The sequence below is a fragment of the Bradyrhizobium canariense genome, assembly GCF_018130465.1.
Classification (GTDB): Bacteria; Pseudomonadota; Alphaproteobacteria; order Rhizobiales; family Xanthobacteraceae; genus Bradyrhizobium; species Bradyrhizobium canariense_C.
In genome coordinates, this window is the sequence record NZ_JAFCKJ010000003.1 from 774888 (window position 1) to 793938 (window position 19051).

Below are 19051 nucleotides of genomic sequence, written 5' to 3' on the forward strand. Positions count from 1 at the left end.
CTTTGCAATTGATGCAATGCAATACAAATCACTGCTGGAGAGTCTGCATTGAGTGCACCGATTTCCAATCATACTTGGCGGGATCGACTCGTTGGGTTGAGCGACGATTTAAACGAGATATTGGACCAGGCATTTTTTGATCGGTTCGGCAATTGGACTCGGACACCTTCCGACGCAGACAAATTTGCCGCGCATGCCCTCCATGTTGAATTGATCTCGCGCGTAGCTACTCAACCGTTGGGCTACTCTAGCGGCGTCGAGGAACGTGCACTATCGAGCATCTATGAGCTCTTTGGCATTGCCAGGGCCCTGACACAACGAGAGCCGGACTGCCAGACTTTCGAAGTTATCGTGTGGCACGTCCTAAACACCTATGTCAGGCCCTTCACGGCAAAATGGCATGCCAGAAGTGTTGCCGGAGAGCTGTCGGCACTGGACAACAGCGACGTCTTTCGAGCCGAACTTCAGGCGCTGCAAATGCGGCTAATCTCGCTCGATAGGGTGTTAGATCTAATCCGTGACCGTAAGGGATTTCCGACTTCCGTTGCTAGTCGTGAGTTGGCCCGAACCATTCGGGACGAAATGGCTCGTGGCGTAGCGTGGCGTCCCATGGGAGACGCTCAGAATGCTAACCGCTCCGAATTGAGCCGCGAGGAGGAGCGTAGAGTCGAATATCGAAGGCGATACTATGATATCGACTCGGGGGAATGGGCTACAGGCCTGGCGCTTTCTGGAGGAGGCATCAGAAGCGCAACCTTTGCAATGGGAGTTATGGTTGCACTATCAAAACGAGGTTTGCTTCAACAGTTCGATTATCTTTCGACCGTCTCTGGCGGCGGTTATGCGGGCTCGCTGATAACTCAGCTGCTTGGGGTGAAAGATTCGGGAAGCAATTTAGGGCTTCGAAGAACCGAACTGCCTTTCAAGCGAAACGAAGGCGAGTCCGAGATTCTTCAGCGATTCAGGCAGGGGGCAAACTATCTTTCAGGCCTCGCTTGGGAACGCTTCACGCTAGGCATAGCGCAAGCACAGGGCATATTCATAAATCTCTTCGTCCTTCTATCCTTCGTCTCACTTATCGCGTTTGTCGATTACTTGCTCAGATTTTTGGTTCCTGATTTGGTTTGGAACAAAATAGCTCTGTGTTCTTCGATTTTACTTAGCGCGCTTTTTCTCGGAATACCGCTAATCCGAGGATGGCGCGGGCGAGCTTTAGCTAGCGAAGCACGATGGATGGCTTCGGTTGGGGCGGTACTTCTGGTTCCTCCGCTATGGGTCGCGCTAGGCAGCGTTCACAGCATGTTTGAGTCCCTTCTGACGACATTTCGCTCTGATCGACAGCCTGCCATCGAACAGTTAATCGTGGCGTGGACCGTCTTTGGTTCGCTTCTTGTTGTCGTTGCCGCGACCTTTACGCGTGTTGCACTTTCTCGGCCGATCATTCTTTCCGCTCTTAGCGTTATCGCATTGACCCTCGCGGAAGCCATCGCCTACCATCAATTTCAGATTGCGGGCGCCGTCCTCGCCGCATGCTTCGCTTTCTTCTTCGTCGCGCTGGGAACAACGCTATGCGCGGCATTGGACGTCAATTCGACATCGTTACACAACTACTATCGCACTAAATTGGCGAAAGCGTTTCTCTTCGACGCAAATTGTCATGAAGTGTCGCCTATAAAACTTAGCGCGATCGCGCACGCACCATCGTTCTTTCCGATTCTAAATTGCGCACTCAACGTTCCCGGCTCAACGAATTCGAGAACGCGGGGGCGTCATGCGGATGTGATGTCGTTCACGCCGGTTTCTGCTGGCGCCTCTCTCATCGGACACTCAGCCATCGCCGATTGGGAACAAGCGAATCCCTCGCTCGATCTGGCGACCGCGATGGCTCTATCTGGGGCGGCCATCTCCCCTCAGATGGGACTAAAAACGAGTCGCTACGGCAGCTTTTGGCTTACCGTTCTGAATTTGCGGTTGGGGGCTTGGTTGAAGAACCCAAGAGCTACCAACCAAACTACGCTGCGGGCAAATGGTGGGTATCTTCTGGAAGAGCTCCTTGCGACGGCCGACGAAACCAAAACATATGTGCAAATCTCAGATGGGGGACATATAGAGAATCTTGGGGTCTATGAACTCTTGCGTCGCCGATGTCGATTCATCGTTGCCGTTGACGGTGAACACGACGAAATGATGACGTTTCACGGCCTGACTAACTTGCAACGTCTCGCTTACATCGACTTCGGAATTACTATTGAAGCCAACCTTGACGATCTTAGATTGGGAAGCGAGGGCCTTAGTCGATCCCATTTCCGGTTCTGTCGTATTCGATATCCGCTCGAAGAGAACGATCAACAAGAGGAGATTGGGTATCTTGTCTACTTGAAGCTCTCGCTCACCGGAAACGAGGGAGAATTCATTCGGCGCCTCAAGTTCGACGAGCCATCATTTCCCCATCACCCTACAGCAAATCAATTTTTCACTGAGGTTCAATTCGAAGCTTACCGCGCATTGGGCGAACATGTGGGCGATAAAATGTTTCTGCCGTCCATCACGGGCGTTGCAGACGATCCTTACATCGACATCGAAGCTTGGTTCTTCGGTCTGGGCAGTAGTTTCTTAGATCCATTGCCCTGAGGCAGTCCGAACATTTAAGTCTCCCTACTCCCAATCGATTCTTCTGCGCGATAATCCATCGAGGCTAATCTTTCCGCTGACAAAGAACCGTATCCCGGATCCGTCGGATTCGGGTGGCTTTGAATTCAAAGAGGAATTTGATCGTTCCAGAAAATCTCCGCTTTCAGCACTATCAAGTACCGATCGGTCCCCTTTTCCTCAATTCACTGGCGATGCCGCGCCGCCGGCATAGCCGAAGACTACCGTCAGCAGCGCGCGGGATCGACCACGACGCCGCTTCAAGCGATCGCAGCTTGGCTTCCGACCGGATTGCGGCAAGCGTTGCCGGCGACCTGCCGCGCGTCAGTCGCGCGCGACGGACAGCCCCGCCAGCAGCGGCGCGTACGCGGCGAGCCTGCGGGATACGAACTCCGTGAACAGCCGCACGCGCTTGGTCTTGCGTGTCTCTCCCTGTGTGAGAAGCCAGACCGTTCCGTACATGTGCAACTCGGTACCCGGCACCCTCACCAGCAGGGGGTCGGCATCGCCGACGAAGCACGGCAGTGTCGTGATCCCGAGCCCTTGCTGGACAGCAACGATCTGCGACTCGGCGTCGGTGACCCTGAATGAAACCCCCGTGGTGCGAACCTCACCTTCGCTGGCCCAGTCCGGGATTCCATGAATGCTGATGACGATCCAGCGGATGGGATCGGGCGCGCCCGCACGCCACGCGGCCAGTCGATCCCTGGACATGTAGACGGCGCCGCACAGCTCCGGTCCCTTCAGGCCGTGTAGATTTTGCGGCAGGGTCTTGCGATCGTAGACGACGCGGATCGCGACGTCGGCCTCCCGATTGGTCAGATTTGCCAGCTCGCCGGACGACAGGATTTCCATCTCGATGTCGGGATGCAGACGCGCGAAATCGGCAAAATCAGGCATGAGCAGGTGTGTCGCCAGCGGCGGCGCCAGCGTTACCCGCAGAAGCCCGCGCACGCTCTGGTCGCGCCCGAAGACGCGCGTCTCCAGCAGGTGCGACGACGCTTCCATCTGGTCAGCGAACTCGAGGACCTCCTCGCCCGCCTCCGTCAGGCGGTAGCCCGCAGGCAGCTTTTCGAACATCTGGACCCCGAGGCGTTCCTCGAGCTGGGCGATGCGTCGCAGCACGGTCGCGTGGTTCACACCGAGGCGCTCGGCGGCAGCCCGCACCGAGCCTCCGCGCGCGACGGCAAGAAAATAGCGAACGTCATCCCAGTCGATCATGGTGCAATCCCGCACCGCGCGGTGCGCCTTCCAAAGCCGCATCTAACACATCGAACAGCAGTTATGGGCGGTCATCATGGCCTATGCCGACAGGCACGGCCCGGTTCCAAACGGCGGAACACCGACCATCGCCGCTGGCGTCAGTCGTCCGGCCGGATCGATTTCGCACCACCGATGTGCGCGCTTCCGCACTCAATACCCGACCCCGGCGGACCCATCTCGAGGTTCTCGGGGGCAGATGCTGTCCCGACACCACGAATGGAGAAGTCATGGGAAAGCTTGAAGGTAAGGTTGCGGTCGTCACGGGTGGATCGAGTGGCATGGCGCTGGCGAGCGCCAAGCGGTTCGTCGAAGAAGGCGCCTATGTTTTCATCACGGGCCGGAGGCAGGAGGCGCTCGACGAGGCCGTGAAGCTGATTGGCCGGAACGTGACCGGCGTGCGCGGCGACGCGGCCAATCTCGACGACCTCGACCGTCTGTTCGACACGGTCAAGCGGGAAAAGGGCAAGATCGACGTCCTGTACGCAAGCGCCGGCATCGGCGAAGCCGTTCCGCTCGGCGAGATCACCGAGCAGCATTTCGATGCGACCTTCGGCCTGAATACGCGCGGCACGCTGTTCACGGTTCAGAAGGCGTTGCCGCTGTTTCGCGATGGCGGATCGATCTTCATGACCGGGTCAGTTGCCTCGGTGAAAGGTTTTCCCGGTTACGGCGTGTATGCGGCGAGCAAGGCGGCGTTGCGCTCATTCGCACGCACCTGGCTCAACGAACTGAAGGGCCGGAACATCCGGGTCAACGTGCTGAGCCCGGGGCCGATCGCCACACCGATGCAGGACCAGGTTCTCACCGAGGAGGCGAAGCGGATGTTCGAGTCGCTGATCCCCAGGGGAACGATGGGGCGTCCTGAGGAAATTGCAGCGGCCGCGCTGTTTCTGGCTTCGGACGATTCAAGCTTCGTGAACGGGGTGGAGCTGTCCGTCGATGGCGGCTTCTCGGCCATCTGAATGCCCACAACGTTCCTACCGGCAGGGACACGACGCACACGATCGGATCGAGCGCGATCCGATCGGAGCGAATGGAGAAACGACCATGAGTATCGAGAAGAACATCCAGACCGTGAAGGACTTCTTCGCCGCGATCGGCCGCGGCGACAAAGAGGGCCTGCTGGCGCTGGTCGCCCAGGACATCGAGTGGATCATTCCGGGCGAGGACTGGCCGCTGGCCGGCACGCACCGCGGGCACGACGGGCTGGCGGATTTGCTCGAGACGGCATCCAAGTCGATGGAAACCTCAACGGAACCCCACGAGTTCATAGCGCAGGGAGACCGGGTCATGGTCGTCGGCTTCGCGACGGGAAAGATCAAAGCCACGAACAAGACGTTTAGGGACGACTGGGTCTTCGCCATGACCGTTCGAAACGGCAAAGTGTCGAACATCAGGGAGTACGTCGACACGCAGGCACTGGCGCGCGCCGCGCGCTCGTCGAATGCCCAACCTTGAAGGAGATTCCGATGTACGATCAATCCAAGCAATCCGAGTTGATCCGGTTCGCACGAATAGATGCGGGCGCCACCGTCATTGACGTTTACCCGGGCGACGGCGACTGGACCCGTCTCTTCTCCGAGATCGTGGGGCCCGAAGGACGGGTCTACAGCTTCGTGCCGGCCGAAGTCGCCCACTTCAAGAACGATCCGGTCGGCCAGATGCAGACGCTTGCGAAGGAGCCGGGCCGAGAGAACGTCGAAGCCGTCTCGGCGGACCTCGTGGCGATGCCGCAGGCCACGCAACCCGCGGACGTCCTGTGGCTGCACCTGTTCTACCACGATCTCCACACCGCGCTGATCCAGGCCAAGGGCGCGACGGCGGCCCACTTCAATCGAGCCGTCTACGAGCGGCTGAAGCCCGGAGGGCGCTACGTCATCATAGACCACGCCGCCGCCGTCGGGACGGGCACGAGCGAGGCCCCGTCGCTGCATCGGATTGAGCCTGCATCCGTTCGCACGGAGGTGGAGGCGGCCGGCTTCGTCCTGGACGCGGAAAGCACCCTGCTCGCGAACAAGGACGATCCGCATGCGATCAAGGTGTTCGATCCCTCGATCAAGGGCAAGACCGATCGCTTCGCCTATCGGTTCGTGAAGCCCTGACGGGTCCCATTTCGGAGTTATCCCTGAAGAGCCGGGCGGCTCCCCTCCTCCGCTTCCGTTGCGAAGTCGTTCACCGGCGCCAAGCTGGTGAAAAGCTTCAATCATCTGATTGCAGCGACCCTGGCGACCAATCCGGTCGTCGAGGGCGCGGCCACCGCACGGCCCACCCGACCACTCATACAAGGCATGTACGGCCGCTTTGCGCCAGAAGCGGCCGGTCGAACCCTGAGCACGCGACTTTTGGCCATAAAAGTCGCGGGTTCAATATTCTGTTTTGGCGACAACTGACAACCCGCCGGGATTCTTGAACCAGGTGGTGGACAAGACGCACCGTTCGTATTTTGGTAGATCAGCAACTCGTCCGCAACATTGCAGGATCGCTCCTTGACCAATGAATTCAGAACGCTTGAGGCGCATTCGGCCGAGTATTTTGGCGATACGCGCGATTATTGGTGGAACCAGGATTTCATTGATTTGATCGGTCGCCGCTTTGCGTTCGAAAAGGTGCATGACGTGCTTGACGTCGGTTGCGGCGTCGGCCACTGGGCACAAGTTCTTGCATCCGCGCTTCCGGCCGAGGCCCAGGTGATCGGTGTCGATCGCGATCAGTCGTGGGTTGATAAAGCGACCGAGCGCGCCGCAGCTTGGGGAATATCTCATCGCTTTCGCTACCAGTTGTCGGAGGCACAGGTCTTGCCGTTCCGTGATGCAAGCTTCGACCTTGTCACCTGCCAAACGCTGCTCATTCACGTCGCTGATCCCGGCGCTGTCATCGCGGAGATGATGCGGGTAGCTCGGCCCGGCGGACTCGTGCTCGCTTCCGAGCCGAACAACGTGGCGAGCAGCCTGATCCTGAATTCTATCGGCTTCAAAGGCCCGGTAGAGGAGATTTTGGCTGGTGTTCGCCTTCAATTGCTATGCGAGCGAGGCAAGACGGCTCTTGGCGAAGGCAACAATTCCGTCGGCGATCTTCTCCCGGGGCTCTTCGTGGCTTCTGGACTGACCGACGTCGCCGTCTATCTCAACGACAAGACAAACGCTCTCCTTCCGCCTTACGACACCTCCGAGCAGCGTGCCATGTTGGAGGAAATCGAGGATCTAGAATCCCGCGATTTCTGGATATGGAATCGCGCCGACAGCTTTCGCTATTTCCTTGCTGGCGGAGGCATCGAATCCGAGTTCGATGCACTTTGGACATCGGTAATGGGCAGCAGCGAAAGGTTCGTCAAGGCCGTCGCCGATCGGACCTACTCCCACTCAGGTGCCAGTCTCAACTATCTCGTAGCAGGCAAAAAAATGCGCGAGCGGGGAATTTGATTGGATGTCCGCTTCGCGCCAAAACCTGCCGTTGCTCGGAGTTGCGATCACTTTTTAGTCGTCCCCTCAGATGGCTGTCCTGCCGACCCGCCGATTTTCGTCGAGACCACGTAGACGTCGACGCCGCTCATCGAGCATTCCTCGCTTGATGCCTGGTTTTTCGTGATGACCTCGATCGTCTTGCCATCCCTGGTGTGAAACGTGATTTCGTAAACCTGCTGGTGGAGGTCTTTGCCGATCTTTTCGGATGCGAGACGGACGGCCCTGGTCTGCGCCTCGATCACTGATGGGATATCAATCAGACCGGCGTTCTTGAGGTGCACGAGGGCCATGTTCGTGGGCCAACTCGCGCAGTCCGGAGACTTCGCCAGAGCCACCGCAGCCGGCATGGCAAATATTGCGGCCATCACCACTTTCAACGCGGCGCGCATCAATGCACCACCTTGATGGTGTGGTCGCCACTTTCCCGGATCTGCTCGCGCCCATTGATGGGCAGGACGGCAACGTCCATGCCGTCGCGGTCGCCGCGCTTGCAAAGCTTCTCGCCAGGCTTGCGCTTCTGAAGTCCCGTATCGGTCAACAAGGTATTCTCCGTTCGGTTCGCTGCCAGATACCATCATGGTCCATGATGGTACAGAACCGACCGAAACGGAGCCCCTAAAAACGTGCCCTCGACAGGACCAGCAAGGATGGCGAGATTGGGGGCGACGGGGTGATACAGAATGTTATACCTGAATCCTTGTCTTCATGAGTTACCCGTCGTTTTTACTGGCGCATGCCGCCTCACTCAGTTTCTAAGAATTATTCCCACTCAATCGGCCCAGGCGGCTTGCTCGTCACGTCGTACACCAACCGGTTCACGCCCCTTCACCGTCGCCTGCAGATCGAGATGATCCACGCCCAAGCGGTAAAACTTCAAGGTCGTTGCTTGACGATCGACCTGCGATACGGCAGGTCGTAGGGACGTCATTTGAACCCTTTGGGCCATGAGCTATTTTAGCGAGTTCTATGAGCTGCTTCGAGCAGCTGTAACGGATGGCGGACGCGCGGCCTTAAAACGGGTCGAAGCGCAGGCGAAGGCCGCCGACGACCTTGAGATTACATTCCCCACCTATGCCGCGCTTGCTTCGTGGGGCCAAGAGGGACTCGACCTCATTGTAAAGGTCGCTATCACCCATCACACCGTCAGAAGCAAGTCAGCGGCACTAACTTTGCTCGCTTTGTTGGCGCGACAGGGAGAGCTTGGCACCAAGCGATCTTGGATGATCGACCAGAGCTTTCAACGATTCGTCAACGACCGTTTCAGCTCGATGAACATAAGCTCTTCTGCCCGGCAAAGCTTACGCATCCTCATTATGTCTCTTCCTACCGATGATCTTCTCCTCCCTCTCAGTCAATCATTTGTTCATTTGCAAATGGAGTCGGAGGAACTTGTGCAAGAGCTGGTATCGGCCTTTGGTGCAAAGTGGTTACACTTTGGGCCGCCAGTGCTCAAAGACTACGAAGAAATGATTGAGCATAGCTCGAACGACGAGGCAGCTTTTCAAGAGTTTTTCTGCACGTTCCCTCAACTTCTCGATCCGATGGCCATCCAAGTGTGGAGCCAACCCAATTTTCATGGCGCCGCTGAGCCAGATTTCGTAGTTCGGCGCACGGACGATAGCTATTTAGTGATCGAGATTGAAACTCCAGGAAAATTGCTTCTCACAAAGGCCGGCCAGCTTAGTCGCGAAGCAATCCATGCCGAGAAGCAGGCACTAGACTATGAAAGCTTTCTCGCGGACCGACTTCCCGAGGCTCGGCTGCATTTTCCTAACTACCGCCGGGCCGACTGTCTTGCAGTCATCGGTCTAGAGAGAACTCTAACGAGCGATCAGCGACGCGATCTGGACCGCGCGAACAGCCGACGTCAGAACCTGCGGGTGTGCGGTTTTGATTGGCTGCTCGAGCGAGCGCGGGCCGTAGTAAGCAATGTTGGCAGCGGTGGCATTGAAGTGGTTAGAAGGCACCGCATGATCTAGCGTGCAAGCGCAGCGAGGTACGGCCTCACAATCTGAGTACGACTGCAAACCCAGCGTGCGCCTCGCCACAGTTCTTAGCTGGTAGAACATTGATTCGACGAAAGTATTGCCGACTGCGATATCTCAACTACCCGTCGTCGCCCCTCCTCCGTCAGACCATTCGTCGTGCCAATCAATTGATTTTGCTGCATATTAGTGAACGACGAATCGTCGCATTGCAATTGGACCATCTCGCCAACGTAGTTGCAGGCTCCTGTGCAGTTACGCTACTACCGAGTTCGCGCCCGCAGGCGACGGCGCCAAGATGTGAAGTTGACCGCGATGCAGGGGGAATTGTTTGGGCGAGCAACCTTGGTGCTCCGCTCGGCATTGATCGGAGCGGATGGCAATCCGCCGTTCATTGTCATCGGCTGCGGTCGGAGCAAACAAAGTAAGGCGGCGCTAGCGAGCGATCTCTATACGTCGGATCGTTTTCGGTTGAGCCTAGATATCGCTCGGCGGCTAGGTGCACCATACGCAATCTTGTCAGGCAAGCATGGCGTCATTGACGGCGAAACCATGTTACAACCTTACGATCTAAATTTGCCAGATTTGCCGCCGGCCGAGCAGCGCAAGTGGGCTCTCAGCGCACTTGATGTCCTACATCGAAACGCAGGTGGCCGCAGAATTACTTTACTCGCGGCCCCCGAATATACCTCACCTTTGGTCGAGGCCAACGAGACAACCGCCGTTCAGCTCGAAATCGTTACGCCGTGGGCCGAACTGCAGCGCGCAGATACCGGGGTCTGGCTAGTCGAGGCCATGCGTATGGCCACGCGCATCCGAGATCTTGCGCGCTTCTATTCATGGATCGAAAGTCAGCGCGAGGGCGGCAAAGCATTTGCCTTCAGAAATCTAACCTCACAGCCCGTACCCAAGCGGGGCGTCTATATATTTCTCGACCGGAGAGAACCTAACTTCTTAGGATCAAGACCTCGGATCGTACGGATTGGCACGCATGCAGTGAGCTTTGGATCGAAGGCAACATTGCGAGGGCGCCTCCGCAATCACCTGGGGCCGGCCAATGAGATCGGCAACCATCGCGGCTCGATCTTCCGCTTGCATGTCGGTCGAGCAATGCTGCACGAGACAGCCTCAACCGAGATGCTCCCCAGCTGGGGACTAGGGCAAGACGCGGATCAAGAAACCAAGGCCTTAGAAGTCGAACACGAACTCGCAGTGTCGCGCTACCTTCAAGATCTGGAGGTCGTCCTGATCGACGTTGACGACGAGCCGCGAAAGGACAGTCTCCGCGCAAAGGTCGAAGCCCAATTGATCGCCCTGTGCAGCGAGAGTATGCGGCCAATCGACTGCCCAACCGTCGACTGGCTTGGCTTCAAATCACCCGTCGCGTCCATCCGAGAGTCCGGACTTTGGAACATTCGAGGTGTGGGGGAGAAATATGACTCGACGCAACCAGGTTCGGTCCAATCAATCATCGGGACTTAGGTAGTCATGAGCACACTTGACGACGCTCTAGCGCGGCAGCCTCGGCTTCCGCGCTATCTTTGCCACCTTTACCAACGCCTCTGCCAAAGGCGACTCAATCTTGTAACTGGAGCCGGCATTTCTATCGACGCAGGAGTGCCTGATTGGCACGGCCTACTAGACCGACTTGCTGCAGCAGAGGAAGCGCTGAAGACTGATCTAGGCGAGCATCGTCAGGCCGGCCTAAATCCCGAATATCTGGGACAAATTATCTATCATCGATTTAAGAGCAGCTGCCCAGAAACCAATCCCTCCGAGTTACAAGCAGCAACGATTGAACATAATTGGGGCAAGGCAATACACGAGGCGATCTACGACAGGGTGCCGGCCAGCATAGGCGACGTAGTGGGGAGACACCCTTACTTAGCACAGCTGCGCGACGTTGCACGCAAGGTTCCACTCGTTATTAATTTCAACTTCGACGACATTCTATCGGACGCAATCGGCGACGAAATCAAAGCTGGCGCACCGGGCAACGCGATGAGTGTTACCTGGCACCCTCCTCTTACCGATCGGGTCGATCTCACCACCATCTATCACGTCAACGGCATTCTTCCGCGTGTCAGCCTTCGCAAACGCAGCCCTCAGCTCATATTCACGGAAGATTCGTTTGCTGATGCGCGCGCCCGTGCTCCCGGCGTAAGCGCAGAATATATCTTTCTCCGCTTTGTCCAAAACACAATGCTGCTCGTTGGCCACTCGTTGGCGGACAGCTCTCTAAAGAACTACCTGCGCCTAAACCGCGACAAGAGCCCCGCTAACCACCACTACATGATCTTCTGGATGGAGCACGAGAACAAAGTCTCCGCAAGCCGCCGCCAAGACATTTTCGAAGCCAATTTGGAGCTGTACAATCTAATTACGATCTTCTTGACGTCGCCAGAGATTCGCGAATTTCTAGACGTTCTTAATCTGGATGAACGGGCATTCGGTGAACGCCTAGATTCTCTCGGCGAAGACCGTCGCTGGCGGTATCACTATTACATCGTCGGACCAGTCGCTGCGGGCAAATCGACACTCCTAGAACAACTTCGCTGTTTCCAAACGCATGAAGAATGGACGCGACCGCCCCCTCGGGAAATGTACCTTGCATCCACCAACATCGACGACCAGGAAAGAGAGGCCATCGATCGATTCATTTATGCCGAACTCAAGGAAAAGAACAGGCGCATGCATGCGGCCCAAGCAGGATTCCATTTCATGGATCGTGCGCCGCTGGATCTCTACGCGTTCTCAAAGTCCGACAGCGAAAACTCAAAGAAGTCCGAGGAACTTCGCACATTGGTGACACGCGATCAGCCCCTACAGAAGGGAGAGATTCTGTTTATAGAGGCCTCACCTACCGCATTGGTCCGACGAAATATGTTGCGTGGTCGATCGCCGAATGAAGCTGGATCCGAGGCGTATTTTACTGAGCAAACCGAGAGCCTAAAAAAGGTTTACGCTCCCTATTTCGTGCTATCTACAGAGCAATACAGCGCTGGCGAGGTTGCACGTCAGGTCGCTCGTCACGTCTTGCTCCACGAATATCGTCCGGCTGACCTTGAAAAGATCATTGAACGCTATGAATGAGGACCCCAGTTCTTTTCGCGTCTATTTGGCAGCACCGCTCTTCAATGACTCGGAGCGTAGCTTCAATTTGCGCCTTGCCGAACTTATCAGTCCGATGGCGGAGGTGTTCTTGCCACAACGCGATGGTAAGTTGATGCGCGATCTGGTGCGCAGCGGGATGCCTCTAACGGCCGCTAGAGAACTCGTGTTCGAGGCCGATATCAATGCGCTCAAGCATTGCGATTGCGTGGTCGCCGTGCTGGATGGACGAACAGTGGACGAAGGCGTCGCGTTCGAAATTGGCTACGCACGTGCGCTCGACAAATTATGTTTGGGAGTCAAGACAGACGATCGAACGCTGCTCGCCACTGGCGATAACCCAATGATTGTGGCCGCGTGCAACGAAATCTTCGGCAGCGTGCTTGAACTCGTGCACAGCCTCCGCGGCAGATTACTATCGATCCGGAAGCTCGTCGGCTGAAACTTGGCGGTGGACCGAGCCCCCTCCCTACTCCCACTCAATCGTCCCAGGCGGCTTGCTCGTCACGTCGTACACCACCCGGTTCACGCCCTTCACCTCGTTGATGATGCGCGTGGCGGTCTCGCCGAGAAACTTCATGTCGAACTGGTAGAAGTCCGCGGTCATGCCGTCGGTTGAGGTGACGGCGCGCAGGCCCACGACGAAGTCGTAGGTGCGGCCGTCGCCCATGACGCCGACGGTCTTGACCGGGAGCAGCACGGCAAACGCCTGCCAGATCTCGTCGTAGAGACCGTGCTTGCGGATCTGGTCGATGTAGACGGCGTCGGCCTTGCGCAGGATGTCGAGCTTGTCCTTCGTGATGTCGCCGGGGCAGCGGATGGCGAGGCCCGGACCCGGGAACGGGTGGCGGCCGACGAAGATTTCGGGCAGGCCGAGCTCGCGCCCTAACTTGCGCACCTCGTCCTTGAACAGCTCGCGCAGCGGCTCGACCAGCTTCATGTTCATGCGTTCAGGGAGACCGCCGACATTGTGGTGCGACTTGATCGTCACCGAGGGGCCGCCGGTGAAGGAGACGCTCTCGATCACGTCGGGATAGAGCGTGCCCTGCGCCAGGAAGTCGGCGCCACCGATCTTCTTGGCCTCCTGCTCGAACACCTCGATGAAGAGGCGGCCGATGGTCTTGCGCTTGGTTTCGGGGTCGGTGACGCCTTCGAGCTCGCCGAGGAATTGCTTGGATGCGTCCACGTGCACGAGCGGGATGTTGTAGTGGTGGCGGAACAGGTCGACCACGGTCTTGGCTTCGTCAAGGCGCAGCATGCCGTGGTCGACGAACACGCAAGTGAGCTGGTCGCCAATGGCTTCGTGGATCAGCACGGCGGCCACGGCCGAATCGACGCCGCCGGAGAGGCCGCAGATCACCTTGCCCTTGCCGACCTGGGCGCGGATCTTCGCGATCTCCTCCTCGCGGAAGGCGCGCATGGTCCAGTCGCCGGTGAGGCCTGCGATCTTGCGGACGAAATTGCGGATCAGTTTTGCGCCATCGGGCGTGTGCACCACTTCGGGGTGGAACATCAGGCCGTAGTATTTGCGGGTCTCGTCCTGGATGATCGCGAACGGCGCGTTCGGCGAGGTGCCGGCGACGGAGAAGCCCGGCGGCATCTTTGTGATGCGGTCGCCATGGCTCATCCAGACCTGGTTCTTGCCGCCCGGTGACCAGACGTCCTCGAACAGCTTGCTCGGCGCCTTCACCTCGACATCGGCGCGGCCGAATTCGCGGTGATGGCCGCCCTCGACCGTGCCGCCAAGCTGCTCGGCCATGGTCATCTGGCCGTAGCAGATGCCGAGCACCGGCACGCCTGAGGCGAAGATCAGTTGCGGGGCGCGCGGCGAGCCGGCCTCATGCACCGACTCCGGTCCGCCGGAGAGAATCACCGCTTTCGGCTTCATCTCGTTGAAGGCCGCTTCGGCCTTGTTGAACGGGACGATCTCGCAATAGACGCCGTCCTCGCGCACGCGGCGCGCGATCAGCTGCGTCACCTGGCTGCCGAAGTCGACGATGAGAATCTTGTCATGCGCCGAGGCCACGGAGGGCGTCGACGCGGAGCGGTCGTTCTGTGCTGCTGTCATGGCAAGCAGATACGCGACGGGGGCTTTTCCCGCAACCGCGCGGGCCGCGCGCCCACATTCTTCTTTGAGCATGGACAAATGGATATAGGTAAGTATTATTGACCTATTATGCTCCGCGTCACACAGGGGCGATCAGGGAGGACGCTTGTGTCACAGCACCATCAGCCATCTACGCTTGCCGCACTCGGCCGGACCTGGGTCGAGGCCTGGAATACTGGCGAGCTCGAACGCGTGCTCACGCTCTATGACGAGGACGCCGTGATGACCTCGGACCGCATCCCCGTGATGGGGTTCGATGAAAGCGGCACCGTGCGCGGCAAGGACGCGTTGCGGGCCTATTGGGGCAAGGCGCTCGCCCTGTTGCCGAACCTGCATTTTTCGCTGATCGAATTGTTCGTCAGCCCGGACAGCGTGGTGGTGTTCTACGAGAACGAGCGCGGCAAGCGGATCTGCGAATATCTGCGGGTGAATGCGGCGGGGCTGATCGTACAGGGGTCGGCAAACCATTTGCCGCATTGAACGCTCGCCGGGTTGAACGCTGCCGCCTCGCCCACCGCTGTCATTCCCCGCCTTGTGCGCAATCGCGCACCGGAGCGGGGAATCCAGTACGCCGCGGCTTTTCCGTATCACGGCACGGTCTCTGGAATACTGGATCGCCCGCTTTCGCGGGCGATGACACCGAGAGTGAGGTACGAGCGTGCCTCAAGCTCGTCATTGCGAGCGCTGAGAAGCAATCCAGGCTGCCTCCGCAGATGCATTTCAGGATTGCTTCGCAGCGCTCGCAACGACGGAGACTGTGGCAACGGCCTGCGCTAACAACGGCGCTGCCGGCTCCGACACAGGATTCCACGATGAAACTCCCCACCTCCCCCTTCACCGTCACCGACTGGAGCAAGGTCGAGCCGACCAAGCATGCCGGCGAGACCGGCCAGGCGCTGTGGCGCACGCTGAACATCGGCGATCTCCGGGTGCGGATGGTCGAGTATTCGCCGGGCTATCTCGCCGATCATTGGTGCGACCGCGGACACGTCATCTTCGTGGTCAAGGGCGAGCTCGATTCGGAGCTGCGCGACGGGCGCAAGTTCAAGCTCACGGCGGGGATGAGCTACCAGGTCTCGGATTTCGGCGACGCCGCGCACCGGTCCTCGACGGCGACGGGGGCGACGCTGTTTATCGTCGATTGAGGCGCCCCGGAAGGGTTAATTTGCACCGCAAAATAGCAAAATTCGGCGACATCCCGAGCGACGGGTGATGCCTTGAAGTGGCCCCAAAATCTCGCTATATTGTGATCATCGATACTTGGCCGAACGACTGGGCCGCTTCGCTTCGTTGCTGACGGGCGCGCACGCTTCAGATGATTTCTCCAACATCGACTGATCAGGACTATGGGCGCAATAGTGCGTACCGGTCCGCGTGTTAACTTCTTAAGCAAAGGAAATTCCCATGGCTATGGGCACCGTGAAGTGGTTCAACAATCAAAAGGGCTTTGGTTTCATTCAGCCGGATGACGGCGACAAGGACGTGTTCGTGCACATCAGCGCCGTCGAGCGCGCTGGCCTGTCGACCCTCAACGAGGGCCAGAAGGTCTCGTTCGACATCGTCGCCGATCGTCGCAGCGGCAAGTCCTCCGCTGACAATCTCCGCGTCGGCTAAGAGCCGCGCACGGCGCTTCTGACTACGGACGTACCGGTCAGAAGCGTTGAGACAATAGACCCCGCGACCGGCTTCCGGTTCGCGGGGTTTTTGTTTTGGGGGGGGCCGCCGCACCCGCGGTGCCGTAGGGTGGATGAGCGTAGCGTAATCCACCAACGCCTGTTTGCGCGGACGGAGAAGCGGTGGATTACGCCAGCGGACTGCGCTTTGGGCAGCCCCCGGCTAATCCACCCTACGGCACCTACGCCTTCTTCAGGACCGAGACGAAGAACCCGTCCGTCCCCGTCCGCCGCGGCGTCATCAGCCAGCCTTCGGCCGATCGCAGCGCGGCTTGCGCAAACTCTTCCGCCTTGTCCCAGAGCACGTTCGCGGTCTGCTCGGGCGGCACCACCGCGAACTCGGGATGGCGGGCTGTGAACGCCCTCACCTGCTCGCCGTTCTCCTCTGACAGCACCGAGCAGGTGATGTAGGCGATGCGGCCGCCGGCCTTGAGCAGCGGCACCGCGCGCTCGAGCACCTCGGTCTGGTCCCGCAGGCGAATCTCCAGCGCGCCCGGGCGCATGCGCCATTTGGCGTCGGGGTTGCGGCGCCAGGTTCCGGTTCCCGTGCAGGGCGCGTCGATCACGACGAGGTCGGCGGTGGCGCTGATGTCGGCCAGCGGATCGGCCTCGCCCTTGGGCGTGCGCACATCGGCATTGTGGACGCCGGCGCGCGACAGGCGTTCGTGAATGGGAGCAAGCTGCCGCTTGTCGCTGTCGGTCGCGATCAGCCGGCCCTTGCCCTGCATCATCGCGGCGAGCGCCAGCGTCTTGCCGCCGGCCCCCGCACAGAGATCGATCACCTGCTCGCCGGGTTTTGCCGCGGTCAGGGCAGCCGCAAGCTGCGACCCCTCATCCTGCACTTCAATTGCGCCCTTGATGAAATCCTCTTCGGCCTGGATGCCGGGGTTGCGCGCATCGGCCGAAAGCGCGATGCGCAGGCCCGTCGCCGACCAATGCGTCGGTTTCGCATGAAGATGAGCAAGCGCGTGCAGCACCTTGTCGCGATTGGATTTTAGCGTGTTGACGCGCAGGTCGAGCGGCGCCCGGCTCGCCATCGCGGCCGCCTCCGCGACGCGCTCTTCGCCGAACGCCTTTGCCAGGTACGGATCCAGCCATTCCGGATAGTCGCCGGCGATCGCGGCCGGAGCACCTTCAAGGGACCGCGAGGCAAGCGCGGCCTGCTCGGCCTCGGTCAGCGGCGCGGGGGCAAAGCGGCTGCCGTCGAACAGCGCGGTCATGGTCGCCACGTCCATGTTGCGCTCGAGGCGAAGCATGCCGATCAGCCGCGCCCGCGCGGTGTCGGACTCCATCAGGTAGGCGCTCGAGGCGTAGCGGCGCAGCACGTCCCAGACGAGGCCGGCGATCGCGGCGCGGTCGCCGGAGCCGGCGAAGCGGTGCGCGGTGCCCCACTCCTTCAACGCCTTGGCCGCGGGCACGCGGTCTTTCTCGATGGTGTCGATCAGTTCGATGGCTGCGGACAGCCGGGCAGCGGGAGTCATTTGAATCTTTCAGATCAGGATCAGCGAGTAGCGCCTAGATAAGCAACAGCATTTTCAGCGCGAAGTAGATCCACATCGCGAGCAGGACGAGCACGCCGGCAAGCCAGATCGTGGAGCGGCGCCCGAGATTGTTGGAGGAGACGAAGATTCCGGCATGGACGAAGCGCGTCACCACGAACACCCAGGACATCAGCACGATGAAGAGATCGGCATGGCGCAAGGGGAGCGCCAGCGCGATCAGGACATAGAACAGCACCGGCAGTTCGAACTGGTTGCGGTAGCAATTGGCGAATTGTGTGGCGCCCTTCGGCCAGTTGGGCTCGCCCAGCGCAATGTCACGGCTCTTGGTCTCGCCGGAAACGAGCGCGCGCCGACGTCCCATCGCCATGGCGATCAGGAGCGCGAAGGTGAGACCGACCTGTACGAAGACCGGCAGCAAAACCATTTGAACGGACATTGGAATTTCCCGGGATTTTCCCATCCGGCGGAAGGCACAGCTAGCGTCCATTAGCCGTCACCGCTGGTCCTGACAATCAACGAGTTGAACCGGCGTTCCCGATGAGGCGACCAACTGTCGACAGTTAAAGCGATTTTGCCCCCTTGGGGCGCAAGGCGAGAGACCGCCATGAATACCCTCTTCAGCCAGCTCGCCAGCCTGATCGGCGGTTTGACCGAATCCCCTGACGGCCAGTTCGGCCTCCTGATGTCGGCGCTATCAGGCATCGCGACGGCGCTCGCGGTGGCGCTGGCGATGACGGTCTACTTCCGAATGAGCTATCGGACCTGGCGCGATGTCCTCAGGCATGGCCTCGCTGCGCTCGCCGCTCTCGCGCTGTTCGCCTTTGCCGGCTACGACATGCGCCATGCCGCGCTGGCCTATCTCGGCCTCAATCCGTCGAAACCCGCGGTCGAGTTCGAGATCCGCATGCCGAGGGAGACCTTGACGGCGGCGTCCGACACCCAGGTCGAGCTGCATACCGACCGCAACCAGACGCTGGCGCTGGTCGACGGCGTGCGGGATCTCGGTGATGGCCGCTCCTTGCTGCGTGGCGCGGTGGCGCTCAACCACCGCACCGCGGACCGCGTGCTGGTCGTGAACCTGTCCGGCAAGGGCACCTTCGAATTCCGCCTCCGCCTGCCGGCCGAGCCGCATCGCGCCGAGCAGTTCGGCGCTCAGTTCGGCCGTCAGTTCAGCCCTTGGCACCTCGCCGACCGCATCGCCTCGCCGCTGGCCGGCCCGGTCGCGCCGCAGGACGCCTACACGATCCGCTACCGCGTGCTTTAAACATTGTTCGATCGCGGATCGTGGGCGCGCCGTCAT

Annotated in this window: 19 protein-coding genes and 2 pseudogenes; 14 read left to right on the plus strand and 7 right to left on the minus strand. The window is 59.4% G+C overall.

The window, feature by feature from the left end:
• Nucleotides 1-48 precede the first annotated feature (48 nt).
• Complete coding sequence (locus tag JQ591_RS12565) at nucleotides 49-2631, plus strand: patatin-like phospholipase family protein (protein WP_249136782.1); 2583 nt, start codon at nucleotides 49-51, stop codon at nucleotides 2629-2631.
• Nucleotides 2632-2973: 342 nt separating this feature from the next.
• Here JQ591_RS12565 and JQ591_RS12570 read toward each other — a convergent pair whose 3' ends face one another.
• Nucleotides 2974-3870: a LysR family transcriptional regulator gene (locus JQ591_RS12570; protein ID WP_211396284.1), complete on the minus strand. Its 897-nt coding sequence runs from the start codon at nucleotides 3868-3870 to the stop codon at nucleotides 2974-2976.
• Between the two features lie 269 nt (nucleotides 3871-4139).
• On the opposite strand from JQ591_RS12570, the gene JQ591_RS12575 reads away from it, so the two are divergent.
• The 5 genes and pseudogenes from JQ591_RS12575 to JQ591_RS12590 all read left to right on the plus strand — a co-directional run bounded on the left by JQ591_RS12575 (nucleotide 4140) and on the right by JQ591_RS12590 (nucleotide 7331).
• Complete coding sequence (locus JQ591_RS12575; protein WP_211396455.1) at nucleotides 4140-4874, plus strand: SDR family NAD(P)-dependent oxidoreductase; 735 nt, start codon at nucleotides 4140-4142, stop codon at nucleotides 4872-4874.
• An 85-nt stretch (nucleotides 4875-4959) separates the two neighbouring features.
• Nucleotides 4960-5370, plus strand: coding sequence for a nuclear transport factor 2 family protein (locus JQ591_RS12580; protein WP_211396285.1), 411 nt, complete (start codon nucleotides 4960-4962; stop codon nucleotides 5368-5370).
• 11 nt (nucleotides 5371-5381) lie between these two features.
• Nucleotides 5382-6014: a class I SAM-dependent methyltransferase gene (locus JQ591_RS12585; RefSeq protein WP_211396286.1), complete on the plus strand. Its 633-nt coding sequence runs from the start codon at nucleotides 5382-5384 to the stop codon at nucleotides 6012-6014.
• Between the two features lie 39 nt (nucleotides 6015-6053).
• Nucleotides 6054-6161 (plus strand): annotated as a pseudogene (locus tag JQ591_RS35660) (NADP oxidoreductase coenzyme); the annotation flags it as partial.
• Between the two features lie 237 nt (nucleotides 6162-6398).
• Nucleotides 6399-7331: a class I SAM-dependent methyltransferase gene (locus JQ591_RS12590; RefSeq protein WP_211396287.1), complete on the plus strand. Its 933-nt coding sequence runs from the start codon at nucleotides 6399-6401 to the stop codon at nucleotides 7329-7331.
• Between the two features lie 47 nt (nucleotides 7332-7378).
• Here the strand turns inward: JQ591_RS12590 and JQ591_RS12595 are convergent, their stop codons facing one another.
• The 3 genes and pseudogenes from JQ591_RS12595 to JQ591_RS35740 form a co-directional block, all read right to left on the minus strand.
• Nucleotides 7379-7762 (minus strand): hypothetical protein, encoded by a 384-nt coding sequence (locus JQ591_RS12595; RefSeq protein ID WP_211396288.1) that lies wholly within the window; start codon nucleotides 7760-7762, stop codon nucleotides 7379-7381.
• Nucleotides 7762-7914, minus strand: coding sequence for an integrase (locus tag JQ591_RS12600; RefSeq protein WP_211396289.1), 153 nt, complete (start codon nucleotides 7912-7914; stop codon nucleotides 7762-7764). The genes JQ591_RS12595 and JQ591_RS12600 overlap by 1 nt, the downstream gene beginning before the upstream one ends.
• A gap of 218 nt (nucleotides 7915-8132) precedes the next feature.
• Nucleotides 8133-8195: pseudogene (locus JQ591_RS35740) on the minus strand (hypothetical protein); the annotation flags it as partial.
• 122 nt (nucleotides 8196-8317) lie between these two features.
• Here JQ591_RS35740 and JQ591_RS12610 point away from each other — a divergent pair.
• From JQ591_RS12610 to JQ591_RS12625, 4 genes are all read left to right on the plus strand, one after another.
• Nucleotides 8318-9352: a Shedu anti-phage system protein SduA domain-containing protein gene (locus JQ591_RS12610; protein WP_211396290.1), complete on the plus strand. Its 1035-nt coding sequence runs from the start codon at nucleotides 8318-8320 to the stop codon at nucleotides 9350-9352.
• Nucleotides 9353-9673: 321 nt separating this feature from the next.
• The gene (locus JQ591_RS12615; RefSeq protein WP_349630382.1) at nucleotides 9674-10840 is read left to right on the plus strand and encodes a DUF6884 domain-containing protein; all 1167 of its coding nucleotides are present in this window, start codon (nucleotides 9674-9676) and stop codon (nucleotides 10838-10840) included.
• 6 nt (nucleotides 10841-10846) lie between these two features.
• A complete protein-coding gene (locus JQ591_RS12620) occupies nucleotides 10847-12451 on the plus strand; it encodes an SIR2 family protein (RefSeq protein ID WP_211396292.1) in 1605 nt (534 codons plus the stop codon).
• Nucleotides 12444-12911 (plus strand): nucleoside 2-deoxyribosyltransferase, encoded by a 468-nt coding sequence (locus JQ591_RS12625; RefSeq protein WP_211396293.1) that lies wholly within the window; start codon nucleotides 12444-12446, stop codon nucleotides 12909-12911. Before JQ591_RS12620 ends, JQ591_RS12625 begins: the two co-directional genes overlap by 8 nt.
• A 27-nt stretch (nucleotides 12912-12938) precedes the next feature.
• Here JQ591_RS12625 and guaA read toward each other — a convergent pair whose 3' ends face one another.
• Nucleotides 12939-14537: a glutamine-hydrolyzing GMP synthase gene (guaA, locus tag JQ591_RS12630; RefSeq protein WP_211396294.1), complete on the minus strand. Its 1599-nt coding sequence runs from the start codon at nucleotides 14535-14537 to the stop codon at nucleotides 12939-12941.
• Between the two features lie 147 nt (nucleotides 14538-14684).
• Between guaA and JQ591_RS12635 the strand changes: the two genes are divergently transcribed.
• From JQ591_RS12635 to JQ591_RS12645, 3 genes are all read left to right on the plus strand, one after another.
• A complete protein-coding gene (locus JQ591_RS12635) occupies nucleotides 14685-15056 on the plus strand; it encodes a nuclear transport factor 2 family protein (protein ID WP_211396295.1) in 372 nt (123 codons plus the stop codon).
• 332 nt (nucleotides 15057-15388) lie between these two features.
• The gene (locus JQ591_RS12640) at nucleotides 15389-15721 is read left to right on the plus strand and encodes a DHCW motif cupin fold protein (RefSeq protein WP_011086763.1); all 333 of its coding nucleotides are present in this window, start codon (nucleotides 15389-15391) and stop codon (nucleotides 15719-15721) included.
• Between the two features lie 259 nt (nucleotides 15722-15980).
• The gene (locus tag JQ591_RS12645; protein ID WP_007592195.1) at nucleotides 15981-16190 is read left to right on the plus strand and encodes a cold-shock protein; all 210 of its coding nucleotides are present in this window, start codon (nucleotides 15981-15983) and stop codon (nucleotides 16188-16190) included.
• 241 nt (nucleotides 16191-16431) lie between these two features.
• Here JQ591_RS12645 and JQ591_RS12650 read toward each other — a convergent pair whose 3' ends face one another.
• Nucleotides 16432-17730, minus strand: coding sequence for an RsmB/NOP family class I SAM-dependent RNA methyltransferase (locus tag JQ591_RS12650; protein ID WP_211396296.1), 1299 nt, complete (start codon nucleotides 17728-17730; stop codon nucleotides 16432-16434).
• A 34-nt stretch (nucleotides 17731-17764) separates the two neighbouring features.
• Nucleotides 17765-18187, minus strand: coding sequence for an MAPEG family protein (locus JQ591_RS12655; protein ID WP_027569585.1), 423 nt, complete (start codon nucleotides 18185-18187; stop codon nucleotides 17765-17767).
• A 168-nt stretch (nucleotides 18188-18355) separates the two neighbouring features.
• On the opposite strand from JQ591_RS12655, the gene JQ591_RS12660 reads away from it, so the two are divergent.
• A complete protein-coding gene (locus JQ591_RS12660) occupies nucleotides 18356-19015 on the plus strand; it encodes an acriflavin resistance protein (RefSeq protein WP_211396297.1) in 660 nt (219 codons plus the stop codon).
• The last annotated feature ends 36 nt before the right edge of the window (nucleotides 19016-19051 follow it).

Excerpts from the sequence above, each read along its gene's own strand:
- JQ591_RS12615 (WP_349630382.1), top strand. The coding sequence starts at position 9,674 with ATGCAGGGGGAATTGTTTGGGCGAGCAACCTTGGTGCTCCGCTCGGCA.
- JQ591_RS12595 (WP_211396288.1), bottom strand. The coding sequence starts at position 7,762 with ATGCGCGCCGCGTTGAAAGTGGTGATGGCCGCAATATTTGCCATGCCG.
- JQ591_RS12650 (WP_211396296.1), bottom strand. The coding sequence starts at position 17,730 with ATGACTCCCGCTGCCCGGCTGTCCGCAGCCATCGAACTGATCGACACC.
- guaA (WP_211396294.1), bottom strand. The coding sequence starts at position 14,537 with ATGACAGCAGCACAGAACGACCGCTCCGCGTCGACGCCCTCCGTGGCC.
- JQ591_RS12645 (WP_007592195.1), top strand. The coding sequence starts at position 15,981 with ATGGCTATGGGCACCGTGAAGTGGTTCAACAATCAAAAGGGCTTTGGT.
- JQ591_RS12610 (WP_211396290.1), top strand. The coding sequence starts at position 8,318 with ATGAGCTATTTTAGCGAGTTCTATGAGCTGCTTCGAGCAGCTGTAACG.
- JQ591_RS12660 (WP_211396297.1), top strand. The coding sequence starts at position 18,356 with ATGAATACCCTCTTCAGCCAGCTCGCCAGCCTGATCGGCGGTTTGACC.
- JQ591_RS12575 (WP_211396455.1), top strand. The coding sequence starts at position 4,140 with ATGGGAAAGCTTGAAGGTAAGGTTGCGGTCGTCACGGGTGGATCGAGT.
- JQ591_RS12620 (WP_211396292.1), top strand. The coding sequence starts at position 10,847 with ATGAGCACACTTGACGACGCTCTAGCGCGGCAGCCTCGGCTTCCGCGC.
- JQ591_RS12655 (WP_027569585.1), bottom strand. The coding sequence starts at position 18,187 with ATGTCCGTTCAAATGGTTTTGCTGCCGGTCTTCGTACAGGTCGGTCTC.
- JQ591_RS12580 (WP_211396285.1), top strand. The coding sequence starts at position 4,960 with ATGAGTATCGAGAAGAACATCCAGACCGTGAAGGACTTCTTCGCCGCG.
- JQ591_RS12570 (WP_211396284.1), bottom strand. The coding sequence starts at position 3,870 with ATGATCGACTGGGATGACGTTCGCTATTTTCTTGCCGTCGCGCGCGGA.
- JQ591_RS12625 (WP_211396293.1), top strand. The coding sequence starts at position 12,444 with ATGAATGAGGACCCCAGTTCTTTTCGCGTCTATTTGGCAGCACCGCTC.
- JQ591_RS12640 (WP_011086763.1), top strand. The coding sequence starts at position 15,389 with ATGAAACTCCCCACCTCCCCCTTCACCGTCACCGACTGGAGCAAGGTC.
- JQ591_RS12585 (WP_211396286.1), top strand. The coding sequence starts at position 5,382 with ATGTACGATCAATCCAAGCAATCCGAGTTGATCCGGTTCGCACGAATA.